15 protein-coding genes are annotated in these 13,761 nt (G+C 69.3%); 11 read left to right on the top strand and 4 right to left on the bottom strand.

Annotated elements, in window-relative coordinates; all coding sequences use genetic code 11:
- The first annotated feature begins 152 nt into the window (after positions 1 to 152).
- From ABT297_RS20680 to ABT297_RS20670, 3 genes are all read left to right on the top strand, one after another.
- Positions 153 to 443: a hypothetical protein gene (locus ABT297_RS20680; RefSeq protein ID WP_350551843.1), complete on the top strand. Its 291-nt coding sequence runs from the start codon at positions 153 to 155 to the stop codon at positions 441 to 443.
- Positions 444 to 632: 189 nt separating this feature from the next.
- Entirely contained in the window at positions 633 to 1,466 is an 834-nt protein-coding gene (locus ABT297_RS20675; RefSeq protein ID WP_350551840.1) for an NAD(P)H-binding protein, read from the top strand.
- A gap of 192 nt (positions 1,467 to 1,658) precedes the next feature.
- Positions 1,659 to 2,633, top strand: a complete 975-nt coding sequence (locus ABT297_RS20670) for a nucleotidyltransferase domain-containing protein (protein WP_350551837.1) — start codon at positions 1,659 to 1,661, stop codon at positions 2,631 to 2,633.
- Positions 2,634 to 2,664: 31 nt separating this feature from the next.
- On the opposite strand, the gene ABT297_RS20665 is transcribed toward ABT297_RS20670, so the two are convergent.
- The gene (locus tag ABT297_RS20665) at positions 2,665 to 3,198 is read right to left on the bottom strand and encodes a nucleotidyltransferase domain-containing protein (RefSeq protein WP_350551834.1); all 534 of its coding nucleotides are present in this window, start codon (positions 3,196 to 3,198) and stop codon (positions 2,665 to 2,667) included.
- 130 nt (positions 3,199 to 3,328) lie between these two features.
- Between ABT297_RS20665 and ABT297_RS20660 the strand changes: the two genes are divergently transcribed.
- Complete coding sequence (locus tag ABT297_RS20660) at positions 3,329 to 3,973, top strand: cyclase family protein (RefSeq protein ID WP_350551831.1); 645 nt, start codon at positions 3,329 to 3,331, stop codon at positions 3,971 to 3,973.
- Between the two features lie 32 nt (positions 3,974 to 4,005).
- Here ABT297_RS20660 and ABT297_RS20655 read toward each other — a convergent pair whose 3' ends face one another.
- On the bottom strand, positions 4,006 to 5,106 hold the full coding sequence (locus ABT297_RS20655; RefSeq protein ID WP_350551828.1) for a GH12 family glycosyl hydrolase domain-containing protein: 1,101 nt from the start codon (positions 5,104 to 5,106) through the stop codon (positions 4,006 to 4,008).
- 244 nt (positions 5,107 to 5,350) lie between these two features.
- On the opposite strand from ABT297_RS20655, the gene ABT297_RS20650 reads away from it, so the two are divergent.
- Both ABT297_RS20650 and ABT297_RS20645 read left to right on the top strand, forming a co-directional pair.
- Positions 5,351 to 5,866, top strand: coding sequence for a SigE family RNA polymerase sigma factor (locus ABT297_RS20650; RefSeq protein ID WP_350551825.1), 516 nt, complete (start codon positions 5,351 to 5,353; stop codon positions 5,864 to 5,866).
- A complete protein-coding gene (locus tag ABT297_RS20645) occupies positions 5,863 to 7,041 on the top strand; it encodes a hypothetical protein (RefSeq protein WP_350551823.1) in 1,179 nt (392 codons plus the stop codon). Before ABT297_RS20650 ends, ABT297_RS20645 begins: the two co-directional genes overlap by 4 nt.
- A gap of 84 nt (positions 7,042 to 7,125) precedes the next feature.
- Here ABT297_RS20645 and ABT297_RS20640 read toward each other — a convergent pair whose 3' ends face one another.
- Positions 7,126 to 7,839: a TetR/AcrR family transcriptional regulator gene (locus ABT297_RS20640; RefSeq protein ID WP_350551851.1), complete on the bottom strand. Its 714-nt coding sequence runs from the start codon at positions 7,837 to 7,839 to the stop codon at positions 7,126 to 7,128.
- Positions 7,840 to 7,927: 88 nt separating this feature from the next.
- Between ABT297_RS20640 and ABT297_RS20635 the strand changes: the two genes are divergently transcribed.
- The 5 genes from ABT297_RS20635 (at position 7,928) to ABT297_RS20615 (ending at position 11,756) form a co-directional block, all read left to right on the top strand.
- Positions 7,928 to 8,155 (top strand): hypothetical protein, encoded by a 228-nt coding sequence (locus ABT297_RS20635; protein ID WP_350551821.1) that lies wholly within the window; start codon positions 7,928 to 7,930, stop codon positions 8,153 to 8,155.
- A 165-nt stretch (positions 8,156 to 8,320) separates the two neighbouring features.
- Positions 8,321 to 9,751 carry a rifampin monooxygenase gene (gene rox, locus ABT297_RS20630; RefSeq protein ID WP_350551819.1) on the top strand — a complete coding sequence of 477 codons (1,431 nt, stop codon included), beginning with the start codon at positions 8,321 to 8,323 and terminating at the stop codon, positions 9,749 to 9,751.
- 114 nt (positions 9,752 to 9,865) lie between these two features.
- Positions 9,866 to 10,717 (top strand): enoyl-CoA hydratase/isomerase family protein, encoded by an 852-nt coding sequence (locus ABT297_RS20625; protein ID WP_350551817.1) that lies wholly within the window; start codon positions 9,866 to 9,868, stop codon positions 10,715 to 10,717.
- Between the two features lie 56 nt (positions 10,718 to 10,773).
- The gene (locus ABT297_RS20620) at positions 10,774 to 11,103 is read left to right on the top strand and encodes an ArsR/SmtB family transcription factor (RefSeq protein ID WP_502885602.1); all 330 of its coding nucleotides are present in this window, start codon (positions 10,774 to 10,776) and stop codon (positions 11,101 to 11,103) included.
- Positions 11,103 to 11,756, top strand: coding sequence for a cation efflux transmembrane domain-containing protein (locus ABT297_RS20615; RefSeq protein WP_350551812.1), 654 nt, complete (start codon positions 11,103 to 11,105; stop codon positions 11,754 to 11,756). The genes ABT297_RS20620 and ABT297_RS20615 overlap by 1 nt, the downstream gene beginning before the upstream one ends.
- A gap of 13 nt (positions 11,757 to 11,769) precedes the next feature.
- On the opposite strand, the gene ABT297_RS20610 is transcribed toward ABT297_RS20615, so the two are convergent.
- A complete protein-coding gene (locus tag ABT297_RS20610; RefSeq protein ID WP_350551810.1) occupies positions 11,770 to 13,647 on the bottom strand; it encodes a DUF4118 domain-containing protein in 1,878 nt (625 codons plus the stop codon).
- Positions 13,648 to 13,761: the final 114 nt, after the last annotated feature.

Here is a 13,761-nt window from a genome sequence, read left to right as displayed (position 1 = left end):
GGGCGTGGAGACCTCGGCATTGGCCGGTCTGTGAAGCGCCAACCACCCAATCGGCTCGCGGCGTGAACGCGCCTCAGCCACGGGAATCCCCCGCCTTCAGGCGTGGAGAGGAAGTCAAGCTCACGCCGGTCGGCATTACCGTGCGGTATCCCTTGCGTGGCCGGGATATCCGCTGGGACGACCTGGTCGCGGACGGCCCGCCGGCGGCGAGTCGCTGGACCGTGTCGCTGCGGTACGGGCGCTCGGGCGGGCGTCCGAAGCGGTTCAACGTCCGCGTGCTCTCCTTCTACGTCGACTACGTCTTCTTCGCCACGGTCGTCCGCCACTACGCCGAGCACCCGGAGCATCGCACCGCCATCGGCACTCAGCGCGAGCGCGAGCGACTGGAGTCTGCCTACGCCGAATGGCGGTCGGGGCCCGCATCAGCGACGCGACTGGCTTGAAGCCCCGGCGCTGCCGAGGGCAAAACTGCCCAGATCGATCGACGCTCCCACCCCACCCGTCCGCGTGCTCAGGAAGGAGTCGCACCCTCGGCTACTCGATCTCGGCACCTGTGAGGAATCCCCTTGACCTGAAGTTTGGTTGAGATCTTAGCGTCACGTTGATCAATACCTGACCACGGGAGAGGGCTCATGATTCTGGTAACCGGAGCCACCGGAAACATAGGAAGCGCCCTCTTGAAGGAGCTCCAGGATCTCGGCGTGGGCTCTTTGAGGGTTCTCACCCGTGACGTCGCACGGGCTGGGTTTCCGGAGGGGGTCGAAGCCGTTGAGGGTGACCTCGCTCGGGCAGTCTCGCTGAAGCCCGCGCTGGACGGGGTGCATTCGCTGTTCCTCGTGTCACGCGTGGGCGCAGACGCCGAGATCCTCAAGGCCGCCCGGCAGGCAGGTGTGGAACACGTGGTGCTGGTGTCGTCGATTACCGTCCAGACCCATCCGCACCTGGGCCCCGCAGGCGAGAACCTGGCTGTCGAGCATCTGCTCAAGGGCAGCGGCATGATGTGGACGATCCTGCGGCCGACGCAGTTCGCCTCGAATGCCCTGTGGTGGGCGGGAGCGATCCGCGAGCACGAAACGGTCCGCGTGCCCTACGCGGACATCGGTCTCCCCACGATCCACCCCGCGGACATCGCATCGGTGGCTAGGGTGGCGCTGACTGAGGCCGGCCACCGAGAGCGGACGTATGCACTGACCGGTCCGGAGCCGATCACAGCCCGGCAGCAGGTCGGTGCCATCGCGGCAGTGCTGGGGCGGGACGTGCCGTTCGTCGAGATCAGCCGGAAGGAGGCCCACCGTCGGATGGCCGCGTTCCTGGGCGATGAAGCTGCGGATGCGGTGCTCGACGTGACGGGCGGCGACGTTAACGACGAGCTGCTCAAGGTGCGCGACACAGTCTTCCAAGTCACCGGTGCCCCGGCCAGGCCGTTCCGGCAATGGGCCTCGGAGAATGCCGTAGCCTTTCGCTGATTCGCCCGACCCTGCTGGAACAGGCGATCGCCCGCACCATCGGTCAGCGCGACAACCCCGACGAGTAGCACCTGCTGCGTCGCTACGCGATTTGGCGCATGCTGCCCGACTTCGCAGCCGCAGCCAGGGCGCCGAGACGACCTCGATGCCGCCAAGTCAGTTGCCGTCCCAACAGAGAAGGAGCCCAAGCCGATGAAGCCCACTGACCGGTGGAAACAACTGCTCGACGAACGACTCCACGAAGCCATCACCGTGCTCGGGCAAACTCCGGGCGTCCACGGACTCATCGTCGCCGGCAGCGTCGGACGCGGCGAACCCTGGCCTATGTCCGACATCGACCTGCTACCCATCTACGCCGACTCCGGCGATCCGGAGGAATCGGCAGCCAAGCTCGACCAGCGCCGCGCCGCACTCGTCGACTGGTGGACCGGATCCGGCCGCGCCCAAGCTCTCGACGTCGGCTGGCTGGCCTTCACCACCACCGAGATCCGCGACGCGGTCGCCGCCGGACCGGATCATGCAGTCGCACGCATCGCCGAACCGCGCTGGTTCCACGGCATCGACAAGGCATACGGCGGGCACGCCGCCGACCCTGAGGACGAACTCGGCACCGCGTTCGCCGCGTGGATACGCACCGTCCGGTTCCACCCCACGGTCGTCGCCGCGCGCATCAACATTTGGCATCAACAAGCCACCGATGCCCTCGCCGAAGCGACCCGAACCCAGACCGAAGACCTGGCCAAAGCCACGCACCTGCTGCGTGTCTCTGCCCGCGCGCTGCGCCTCGTCCTCATCGAGCGGTGGGGTGAACGACTCGGCTCCGTGGGCCGCGAGTGGACCCGGTTCGAGCGCATGGCAGAGCGCCACGGCCAGCGGGCTCTCGCCGCCCGGATCGCCGCCCTGGCGTCCGCTGACCCGGCTGCCGCAGCGCAACGCGCCGGACTCGCCCCGCCATGGCTGCAGGAACGTATCGACCTGTCCTACGCCGCTCGCATCGCGGTCGGCGAGGACGTCAGCTGGGCCGAGAATGCCCGCGACCAGATCGCCGCCTTCACCGACCTCGTCTCCCGGCGGCCCCAATTCCGTGGACCCTGGGTCGGTACACCCGACCCCGCCCTCGACGCCCACCTGTCAGAACTCCGCGAACTGATCACCCAACATGGCTGATCCACACCGCGATTGAACAATACCTACTTCCTTACCCAACCCTCGGCCCCTGTTCGCGTTGCGTGAACGCCTCTGGCAGCTCGATGCCGAACCGCTCGCACAGCAACGGCACATCGTGACGGTCCGTGTCCCGCGGCGGATAACCCGTATGCCAGCGCACCGACCACTCGGCGGCCTCGCACCGCACCGGCCTCCCGGCGATCAGCCCGTGTCCCGCCAGAGCCTCGGCCGGGAAGACCACGCCGTCGACGACCGATCCGAAGTGCAACGAACCGTCCGGCAGCGGCTCGTACATATGCAGGTCAACTCGCCACCGGGCCCCGTCGTGCACCACAAAGTTCCAGTGCCGATCGCCAGGCCAGGGGAAGAGCTGGTCGATGCCAGCCTCCGTGAGCGCGACCACCAGCCGTTCGAACTGCGCAGCGGGCGCCCACAGGTCCAGGTCCGAGTGCTCCCGCGTCTGCTCCTGCAACAACGCATCCACACCCCAGCCGCAGCCGACGCACACATCGACGCCGTGCGAGTTCAGCCGCGCCAGCAGGTCGACCGCGTCCTCAGCCGTCATGACGTACCGAGCCACTCCGCATCGCCCCCCCGGACTTCCCATCACTCTGCACCATCAGCCGACCGAACGCGACCCCGCGCGAACCGCACGTGACCCGCGAATCCCGGTACGGCTGGATGCCGTGCTCCGTATGCTGCGACGTGTGGTCGTGGACCTCTCGCACGAGATCGTTGCCGGGATGCTCACCCGCGCGGACGTGCCGAGCCCGCACCTGACGGTTGCCGTCCCGCGGGCGGCGTCGGGTGTGTCGTTCGAGATCGAGTCGCTGACCCTGGTGGGCAACACCGGCACGTACCTCGACGCGCCGTACCACTGCCATGAAGACCGCGCCGATCTGGCCCGTCTGCCGCTCGAACGCCTGGTCGGCGTCCCGATCACCGTTGTGCGGGCCTTCGGCCGGGACGCCGTGACCGCGCTCGACCTCGGTGACCCGGAGCGGTTGTGGGGGCGCGCCGTCCTGGTGCACACCGGCTGGGCGCGCCACTGGGGGACGCCCCGCTACCTCAACCTGGACTGCCCGCATCTCACCGCCGGCGCCGTGGACGCGCTCGTCGACGCCAACGCCGCGCTTGTCGGCATCGACTCGGTCCGCATCGACGACCCGGCCGATCCGGCCCGGACCGCCCATGCCCGGCTGCTCGGCGCCGACATCCCGATCATCGAGAACCTGACCAACCTCGAGGTCGTTCCCGACACGGGAAGCCGGCTGACCGCGCTGCCGGCACCGGTGCGGGCGATGGGGTCGTTCCCGGTCCGGGCCGTCGCGGTGCATTGACCCGCCGGCGGCCCGGCGACGGGCATCCGGGTTCAGCCCGTGGTACAGGCGGTGCCGCTGAGCTTGAAGGCCTTCGGAGGGGCGTTGGTGCCGCTGTAGGTGCCCTGTACCACGAACGAGATGCTGCCGTTCGCCGCGATCGAACCGTTGTACCGCGCGTTGGCGGCGGTCACCACGGTGCCGTTCTGGGACACGTCCGCGGTCCACGCCTTGGTGATCCGCTGGTTTCCGGAGAACGGGAACGTCAGCTTCCAGCCGTGGACGGCGGTCTTCGACGTGTTGGCGATGGTTACGGTACTGGTGAAGCCGTTGTTCCAGGTGTTCGGCGTGTACGTCACTCGGCAGCCGTCCGGCGCGGCTGACGTCGCACCGCCGCTGATGCCGTTGACGCTGGCGGCGAACGACGTGAGGGCGAGGCCGTTCCCGCCCACCCACGGCTCGAACCCGGCCTGGATGCTGGTCAGGTACCACGCGTCGGTGACGCTGCTGCGCTTCTGGACGTCGGTGACGAAGTCCAGCACGCTGAAGTTCCAGGTGGTGATCGGGGACGGCGCGACGTACGAGACGACGTCGTTGGATCCGTTGTTGCCGGTCCAGACCTCCCAGGTGCGGCCGCCGATGGTCACGCTGCCCGTGCGGGTTCCGACGGGCTGGACCTGGCCCTGCCGGTTGAACCAGATCATGAGCTCCTGCCGGTTCACCCCGTCCTCCCTGGGCGCCGGGTCCAGCCAGATGTCGTAGGCGGCGTCGTAGACCCCGCTGTTCGGGTACGAGAACGTGACGCTGCTGGTCGCGCTGCTGATCTCGCCGACCCGTATGGGCAGGTTGGTGCCGTTGGAGCAGGTATTGTAGTGGCAGCCGAAGTAGACCGCCGGATACGAGGCCGGCGCGCCGTCGGTGCGCTTGCTGTGGTCGGCCGTGACCGCGAACCCACTGTCCGTGACGTCGAGGCATTGCGCGGTGTCGGCGCCCCAGACGTTGTTCATGACCACGTAGGCGTCCTGGATGGTGGTCGTGTCGACCTTGTCGCAGGCGCGGGTGCCGGCGTGCGCGGGGCCGCTGACGGCCACGGCGGCGGCCGAGGTCGCGAACAGCAGGCCGGCGGCCGCCAGGCAGTGGGAAAGACGTGCCACGGTGCTCCTTCGTGCGGGGGTGCGGCAGTTATGGGAGCGCTCCCGAAGATTTCGGGCACGTTACCACGTAAGGTGCCAAAGGCATAGCGCTCGCCAAGCCGGTGCATCACCGCCGGCCGGCCTCGACGGGACGCCGACGGCGGCGAAAGCCAAGCGCACCGGCCGGGTGCCTCCGTTGGGTAAACCTCTTCCGGCCGGCACGACTCAAAGAGGGTGGATCCGTCCACGGAAGGGACCCCACCACGTGCACCCAGACAGGGAACATGACTTCTCGCAATACATCGCGAGCCGGAAACAGCGGCTGCACCGCATCGCATACCACGTACTCGGCGACAGTGACCGGGCCGACGATGCGGTGCAGAGCGCGTTGACCGTGCTGTACCAGCGCTGGAACCGGATGCGCGAGGTCGACAACCTCGACGCCTACGTGCACGTGATGGTCGTGCGGGAGTGCCTGCGGGACCGGCGGCGCTGGCTGTCACGCGTCCACCTGCGGGAGGCTCCGCCGGACGTGCCGGTCGCGGCCGCAGACCCCGACGTCGAGCAGCGGATGCTGCTGCGCGCCGCACTGCGCGGGCTGCCGCAACGGCAGCGCACCGTGCTGGTGCTGCGGTTCCTGTGCGATCTGCCCGTGCTGGAGGTCGCGAAGTTGCTCGGGCTCTCCGAGGGCACCGTCAAGGCGCACACCGCCAGGGGGCTCGACGCGCTGCGCCGGCACATGGGCACCAGCACCGACCACAACGAGAGGAGCCTGGCATGAGCGAGAACCCGTTCGCGATGTTGACCCGCGAGCCGGTCCCCGACAGCCGCTTGGACACCGCGGCGGTCGTCGCCGCCGGCCGAGCCCGGGTGCGCCGCCGCCGGGGCGTGACCGCGGTCGCCGCGGCCGTTGTCGTGGCGGTCATCGTGGGTGGCGCGGCCCTCGCACAGCAGCGGCCCGTCGCCAAGCCCGATCCGGCAGGACCGGCGCCGGTGCCGTCGCCGTCGGCGTCGCTGCCCCCGTGCGAGGCGGTGCCGCTCACGGCGCTCGGCTCGACGGTCGTCGTCGAGATCGACGGGTCCGGCCGGTACATCGTGGGTGTCCCGGATGGGGTCGACGGCACGGTGGTCCTGTCCGGCCCCGACGGCACGCACAGGCTCACGGCCGTGCCGAGGCTGCTCGTCAACGGCGTCAACGGCAGCGGGACGATCATCGGCAATGTCGACAGCGACGTCGACGCCGACGGGTACGTCGTCGAGGGGGCCAAGACGACCCCGCTCGGCAGGCCACAGGGTGCCCTGAACGTCGTGGCCAACGCGATCAACGACGCCGGTGACGTCGTCGGCGATGCCCGTATGCCGGGTGGGAAGTTCCGGGCCGTAGTGTGGCGGCACGGGAAGTGGAACCAGCCGCAGTTGCTGCCGACCCCGTCCGGCGGTCAAGCCGGTGGGCAGTCCTCCGCGCACGGCATCGACGCGGACGGGCGGATCGTCGGTAGCCTCGGCAACGGTGCCCAGCCGTACCTCTGGCAGGCCGACGGCACCGGCAAGGTCCTGCCGGTCCCGCAGGGCAAGCCTGGCGGGGTCGCCGTTCGGGTCGTGGGGGACTGGGCCGACGGCCCCGTCGACTACCTCGCCGGCACGGCGGTGAACACCAGCGGACGGCGACTCCCCAGGGCCGAGCTGCCGTGGGCTCGGTGGAACCTGAGAACCGGGGAAGTCCAGGAGGTTCAGACCGGCGTACCCAACGCGGGTGCCACCGGACTGCTGCCCGACGGCACCGTGGTGCTCAACGTGGTCGACGGCAGCGTGCTGTGGGCCGAGACCGGGACCAGGAAGCTGCCCGTTCCCACCGGATACCACCGCACCCAGGTCACCGGGGTGGCTCGCGATGGCACGCTGGTCGGCACTGCGGGTGAAGGGGCCGGAACCGCGTACCGCTGGGCCTGCCGTTAGGCCGGGTCGCGGATGCCGGCGCAGAGCCAGGCCGCGGCGGTCACCGCCGCGGCCGCGGCCGGCTGAACCATCGGTCCGTCCGCACTACCGTGACACGGTCGCGAGGATGGCCTCCAAGCCGCGTTCGAACACGTCGTCGTCGCTCCATTGCGTGTTGTCAAGGTGCCCGGACGCGTTGAGGGTCGGATAGGCGGTACGGTTGCCGGTGATGCGTCGCCGGGCCTCCGCTCGCTCCTGCGGGTCCGTGGTCCGCCGCCAGGTGGCCTCGGTCAGCGCCGCGCCGATCACGTAGTTGGCCAGGAGGTGCGTGGTCACCGTCAGCTGGACCCCGGAGAGGCCGCCGCGCGCCAGTGCGGCTTGCAGGAACTCGGTGCGCTCCAGGACGTTCGGTCCCAGCAACGGGCGCCCGATCAGGCCCGGGGCCCACGGATGGCGCAGCATGGCCTCGCGCCAGCCCCGGATCAGCGCACGGACGTCGTCACGCCAGTTGCCGGACGCATCCGGGAGGGGCACGTCCCCGAAGATCTGATCAACGGTGAGGTCGAGGACGTCGTCTTTCGTCCGGACATGCCAGTACAGCGCTGTCGACGTGACATCGAGAAGCTGGGCGAGGCGGCGCATCGTCAGACCGTCGATACCGTGCTCGTCGAGCAGCGCGACGGCCGCGGCGACGATCCGTTCGCGAGTCAGTGGCGGCGTCCGGCGAGAACGGCCTGACTCCGCCTGCAGCCATACCGAACCGGCATCGCGGCCGGCAGTGCGCTCTTCACGCGACGGGTCGCCGAACTCTGTCGTCATCACCACCACACTCTAGTACAGTGGGCAATGAAGTTAACGATGATAAGTTACCTGTTCATCGTTAGGTCTCATCAAGGAAGGCCGGCACATGCCGCTGATGCGGATTCAGCTGGACAGCGACCGGACCACCGCCCGCCGGGCCCTGGAACTTCATCGATCGGGCAAGGTTCACCGCGAGTCCCGCGATGCCGCCCGGGAGCAGGTCTGGCGCCACGGCCGGACCCCGGCCGGCGACCCCGTCTTCGTCGGTGTCACGAACGGCGAACCCGTTCGGCTGCTCTACGACGTCGAGGTCTACCTCGACGCGACCTCATAACAGCGTCGACAGTCCGGGTAGCCAGAGGAGGGTGTCCGTCCACAACGGACAAGAGTGGCAAGAACTCCTTGCCACTCTTAACGTATAGCGCACCAGGGGGCTTGCGGCAAGACCCGGCTCGTGCCGCAGAATTCGTCGATCGAGACGGGCTCAATGGGGGCTTTCATGTTTGACGTGATCATTTCCGGCGGCGGACCGACGGGCCTGATGCTGGCCATTGAGTTGCGGCTGCACGGTGTGCGCGCACTCGTGGTGGAGAAGCTGGCGGAGCCGGCCAGGCATGTCCGCGCGCTCGGCTTGCACGTGCGCAGCATCGAGGTCATGGACCAGCGCGGCCTGCTCGATCGGTTCCTCGCGCACGGCCGGCAGTACCCGATCGGCGGCTTCTTCGCGGGCATCGACAAGCCCGCACCCGACCGGCTGAACACCGCGCACGCCTATGTCCTCGGCATCCCGCAGCCCACCACCGATCGCCTGCTGGCCGAGCGCGCCACCGAACTCGGCGCGGAGATCCGGCGCGGCTGCGAACTGGTCGGGCTGAGCCAGGACGACCACGGGGTGACCGCCGAGCTCGCCGACGGCACGCAGCTGCGCTCGCGCTACCTCGTCGGCTGCGACGGCGGCCGCAGCGCGGTGCGTCAGCTGCTCGGCGTCGGCTTCCCCGGCGAGCCCTCTCGCGTCGAGACGCTGCTGGGCGAGATGGAGGTGTCTGCGCCACCGGAGACGGTGGCCGCCGCGGTGGCCGAGGTCCGCAAGACGCAGAAACGGTTCGGCCTCGGGCCCCTTGGGGACGACGGGGTGTACCGCGTCATCGTGCCCGCCGACGGGGTGGCCGAGGACCGCTCGGCCCCGCCGACGCTGGAGGAGTTCAAGCGGCAGCTGCGGGTGTTCGCCGGCAGCGACTTCGGCGTGCACTCACCGCGCTGGCTCTCCCGCTTCGGCGACGCTACCCGGCAGGCCGAGCGCTACCGGACCGGCCGGGTGCTACTGGCCGGCGACGCGGCGCACATCCACCCGCCGACCGGCGGGCAGGGCCTCAACCTCGGCATCCAGGACGCGTTCAACCTCGGCTGGAAACTGGCCGCCGAGGTGGGCGGCTGGGCACCGGAAGGCCTGCTGGACAGCTACCACACCGAACGGCACCCGGTCGCCGCCGACGTGCTGAACAACACCCGCGCGCAGATGGAACTGCTGTCCACCGAGCCGGGACCCCGGTCGGTACGCCGGCTGCTGTCGGAACTGATGGACTTCGAGGACGTGAACCGGTACCTGATCGAGAAGCTCACCGCGATCAGCGTCCGCTACGACTTCGGCGGGGGCCACGAACTGCTCGGCCGGCGGATGCGGGACGTGCGGCTGAGGCGGGGCCGCCTCTACGAGCTGACACACCGCGGCCGCGGACTGCTGCTCGACCAGACGGGCCGGCTTTCGGTGGCGGGCTGGGCGGATCGGGTCGACCATGTCGTCGACGTCAGCGAGGAGCTGGACGTGCCCGCCGTGCTGCTGCGGCCGGACGGCCACGTGGTGTGGGCCGGTGAGGATCAGCAGGATCTGCTCGGCCGGCTGCCCAGGTGGTTCGGCGCTGCCGTCGCCTGAGTCCTGTCCGCCGCCGGGCTCTTTGCTAACCGGAGCGGTGCTCTGTATATTCGGAGCGGCGCTCCGGTTTGCCGGAGGTTGCTCTCATGTCCCCAGCATCGAAGGTGGCCCACCATGCCCGAGGAACTCGACGAATGGCACGCCCGTTCCGGCGGCTACGTCCCACGCCCCCGCTTCGAGTCGTACGCCGAGAAGTACGCCGACTACTTCGTGATGCGACGCCGTGACGGCATCATCGAGCTACGGATGCACACGAACGGCGGACCCGCCGACTTCAACTTCGCCGTGCACAACGCTTGGGGCCAGGCCTGGCAGGAGATCGGCAACGACCCGAACAACGAGGTGCTCATCCTCACCGGTACCGGTGACCACTGGCTCGCACCGCCATCCGCCCCCGCCCAGACCGGCGACGCGGACGAGGCGACCCGCAAGCTCATGCGCGAGGCGCGCCCGAAGGACTTCTCCTACGAGCACACCTACTACGACGCGATCAAGCTGCTGGAGAACTTCGTCTTCGGGATCGACATCCCGACGATCGCCGCGATCAACGGGCCGAGCATCGCGCACACCGAGTTCGCGCTGCTGTGCGACATCACCCTGGCCGCCGAGACCGCCACGATCGTTGATCCCCATCTTCCCGTCGGGGTCGCCCCGGGCGATGGCCAACAGTTGACGCTGCAGGAGCTGATCGGCACCAAGCGGGCCGCGTACCACCTCTACACCGGTGAGCCGATCGGGGCGCGCCAGGCGCTCGAACTCGGCCTGGTCAACGAGGTGCTGCCGGCCGATCGGCTGCTACCGCGAGCCTGGGAGATCGCCGAGCGCATCATGCGAAGCCCGCGTTCGGCCCGGCGCCTCACCCATGCCATCGTGCAGCGGCCCTGGAAGCGCCGGCTGGTCGACGATCTGGGCTTCGGTGTCGCCCACGAAATGTTCGGCATCTCCGCCGACCGGCTCAACGGCTGAGCCGAACGCAACAGTACAGTGTCGACTTTATTCAGCGGTGGATGTACTGTCGGCGAGTGGAGACTTTGACCCACGGCCAGGTCCTGGCTCGTTTCGGCCACGCGCTGTCCGATCCTGTCCGCGCCCGGCTGCTGCTGGCCCTGCGGGAGGCGCCTGGATATCCGGCCGAGCTCGCGGACGCCCTGGGCACCAGCCGGCAGAATCTGTCCAACCATCTGGCCTGCCTGCGCGGTTGCGGTCTCGTCGTCGCCGTGCCGGAAGGCCGCCGGACCCGCTACGAGCTCGCCGATCCCCGCCTGACGCACGCGCTGGGCGACCTGCTCGGCCTCGTGCTCGCCGTCGATCCCGCCGCGTGCCCGACGGCCGAGCGCGACGGTTGCTGCTGATGGCCGCGCCGCTGCACCTCGCGCCGCTACCATCGCGTGGAGCCTCCTCTGCCCGGCGGGCGGTGCTCGCCCGCCGGGTCAGGCTCTTCGTCGCGGTGACCATCACGTACAACGTGGTCGAGGCGGTCGTCGCGATCAGCGCCGGCGCCAGGGCGTCCTCGACCGCGCTGATCGGCTTCGGCCTGGACTCGGTCATCGAGGTGTCCTCGGCTGCCGCGGTGGCCTGGCAGTTCTCCGGCCCCGACCACGAGCGCCGGGAGCGCACCGCGTTGCGGATCATCGCGGTGTCGTTCTATGCCCTCGCCGCCTACGTCACCGTCGAGTCGGCCCGCGCCCTGCTGGGCGGCGACCGTGCTGAGCACTCCACGGTCGGGCTGGTCATCGCCGCGGTGTCCCTCGCCGTGATGCCGGTGCTGTCCGCCGCGCAGCGCCGCGCCGGGCGCGAGCTCGGCTCCGCCACGGCGGTCGCGGACTCGAAACAGACCCTGCTGTGCACGTACCTGTCGGCGGTGCTGCTGGCCGGGCTGGCCGTCAACACACTGTTTGGGTGGTGGTGGGCCGACCCGGCCGCCGCCCTGATCATCGCCGCGGTGGCGGTCAAGGAGGGCCGGGAAGCCTGGCGGGGCGACGTCTGCTGTACCGGGGATGCCTGAGATGGTAACGGCGCTAACGTCCAGCTGGCCGACTTGGCGCCCCTTCGACACCGGCCGTGGCAGGGGGAGCGGAGGGGTCGGCGTGTCCGATCGGAATGGTGGCCGACAAGGAGGTCCCGCCGTCCGCAGGACTCGTGATCGTCATCTGCCCGCCGAGTGCCACCACCCGGTCGATCAGGCCCATGAGTCCGGATCCCTTGTCAGGGTTGGCTCCCCCAGCCCCGTTGTCGCGGATCAAGAGCTGAAGCGTCTCGCCGTGCAGCTTTGCGGCGATGCGCACACGCGACGCGTGTGCGTGCTTCACCACGTTCGTCAGTGATTCCGACACGACGTAGTAGGCAGCCACCTCGACGCCCGACGGCAGTCGTCGATCGATGTGCATGTCAAGCTCCACCGGGACCGTACAGCGGCGAGCGAGCGACCTGAGCGCCGGCCCCAGGCCACCTTGGGCCAGCACCGCGGGGTGAATGCCTCGCGAGATCTCCCGGAGATTCTCCAGCACGCCCTTGAGACCTGTCGCCACATCCGACACCTGTGCCTTGACCTGGTCGAGCGTCATGGCAGTCTCCGCCGCGCGCAGCTCGAGCCCGATCGAGACGAGCCGCTGCTGCGCGCCATCGTGCAGATCGCGCTCGATGCGCCGGCGGGCCGCGTCGGCGGCGACGACAATACGGGCGCGGGATGCGATGAGTTCGTCGCGCTTGTCGGCGTTCGCGACGGCGGTGGCGGCAAGGTCGGTGAAGCCCTGGATGCGCTCCTCCGCGTCGGGTGGCAGGGGCTCGGTACGCATCGACGAGACGGCGACCACGCCCCACAGCCGGTCCTCGACGACGATCGGCAGGCCGAGCGCCGCGCGGATGCCGTCGCGGCTGTCGGCGCCGGGGTTGGCAGTGTCTTCCTCGGCTATCCGGGCGGCGCGACCGGTTCGGCGCACCAGTCCTGCGACGTTGCCGTCATTGGCCGGCCAGCGGCTGTGGACCAGCGACATCAACGTGGGCTGGTTGGTCGACACGATCGTGACTGTGCAGCCGGGCTCGTAGCGCAACACCGTCGTGTAGCGCGCGTCCAGGAGTTGGCTGACCTCTGTCGTCACCGCGGCGAAGACCTCGGTCGGACTGACACCACGCGCGACCAGGGTCGCCACCCGCCGCAACGCTGCCTGCTGATCGGCGAGGAGCCGTAGCTCTTCGCGTCCTGCTCTGAGGGAGTCGACCATGGCCGCGCGCTCGCGGGCGACGCGCAGCAGCGACTCGAGCGACGGAATGACCCTTTCCCGCAAACGCCGTAGCGACATCTCATGCGTGGTGGCAGGGACCTGCAGGGTCCCGAGCGAAGTCGCGCCGTCGCGGAGCGGAAATGCCGAACGCCGCCCGTCGTCCGGGATGGCTTCGAGCTTGATCGCCACCCCGGGCAGATCGAGCGCATGCGCGATCTGCTGTGCGGCCGCGGGCAGCACCGCGGCAACGTCGTCCGTGTTGAGCAGCAGGCCGGCCATCTCGGCCGTGAGGTCGGACTCCTGGGCCTGGGCGGCCCGGAATCGGGACAAGTCCGCCAGGGCGCTGGTCACCAGAGCAACTCCGGTGAAGACGGCAAGCGTAATCCAGTCCCGGGTATTGGAGATGCTGAGTCCCAGAATGGGCGGGATAAAGAAGAAATCGAATGCCAGGACGCTTGCCAGCGATGTGGCGAGTCCAAGCGCCAGTCCCCACACCATCGACACCACGATGACGCCGAGCAGGTAGATCATGGGCAGGGACGACGGATTCGCGAGTGTCTCGAGCGGATAGACCAGCAGGGTCTCCGCAGCGACCAGGAGGACAGCGACCGCGATCCCCACTCCGATCGGTGGGGGCGTCGGACGCACCATTCGCAGCAGGAAGTCCGAACGCATGATACGATCTTAGCCATTTTGTCCCTGATTGCCCCCTGCCGTGGGGCTGCACCCGGTCGCGGGCGGTGATGCCGAGCCCGCCCGGGCCGGCGCCGTTCGCCCGGGCCGTCGTCC

The organism is Dactylosporangium sp. NPDC000555, assembly GCF_040300025.1.
Lineage (GTDB): Bacteria > Actinomycetota > Actinomycetes > Mycobacteriales > Micromonosporaceae > Dactylosporangium.
Note: the sequence above shows the minus strand (reverse complement) of the source record. Positions and strands in the feature narration are given on the sequence as shown.

Excerpts from the sequence above, each read along its gene's own strand:
- ABT297_RS20675 (WP_350551840.1), top strand. The coding sequence starts at position 633 with ATGATTCTGGTAACCGGAGCCACCGGAAACATAGGAAGCGCCCTCTTG.
- ABT297_RS20615 (WP_350551812.1), top strand. The coding sequence starts at position 11,103 with ATGGCCGCGCCGCTGCACCTCGCGCCGCTACCATCGCGTGGAGCCTCC.
- rox (WP_350551819.1), top strand. The coding sequence starts at position 8,321 with ATGTTTGACGTGATCATTTCCGGCGGCGGACCGACGGGCCTGATGCTG.
- ABT297_RS20625 (WP_350551817.1), top strand. The coding sequence starts at position 9,866 with ATGCCCGAGGAACTCGACGAATGGCACGCCCGTTCCGGCGGCTACGTC.
- ABT297_RS20645 (WP_350551823.1), top strand. The coding sequence starts at position 5,863 with ATGAGCGAGAACCCGTTCGCGATGTTGACCCGCGAGCCGGTCCCCGAC.
- ABT297_RS20610 (WP_350551810.1), bottom strand. The coding sequence starts at position 13,647 with ATGCGTTCGGACTTCCTGCTGCGAATGGTGCGTCCGACGCCCCCACCG.
- ABT297_RS20660 (WP_350551831.1), top strand. The coding sequence starts at position 3,329 with ATGCTGCGACGTGTGGTCGTGGACCTCTCGCACGAGATCGTTGCCGGG.
- ABT297_RS20640 (WP_350551851.1), bottom strand. The coding sequence starts at position 7,839 with ATGACGACAGAGTTCGGCGACCCGTCGCGTGAAGAGCGCACTGCCGGC.
- ABT297_RS20665 (WP_350551834.1), bottom strand. The coding sequence starts at position 3,198 with ATGACGGCTGAGGACGCGGTCGACCTGCTGGCGCGGCTGAACTCGCAC.
- ABT297_RS20670 (WP_350551837.1), top strand. The coding sequence starts at position 1,659 with ATGAAGCCCACTGACCGGTGGAAACAACTGCTCGACGAACGACTCCAC.
- ABT297_RS20635 (WP_350551821.1), top strand. The coding sequence starts at position 7,928 with ATGCCGCTGATGCGGATTCAGCTGGACAGCGACCGGACCACCGCCCGC.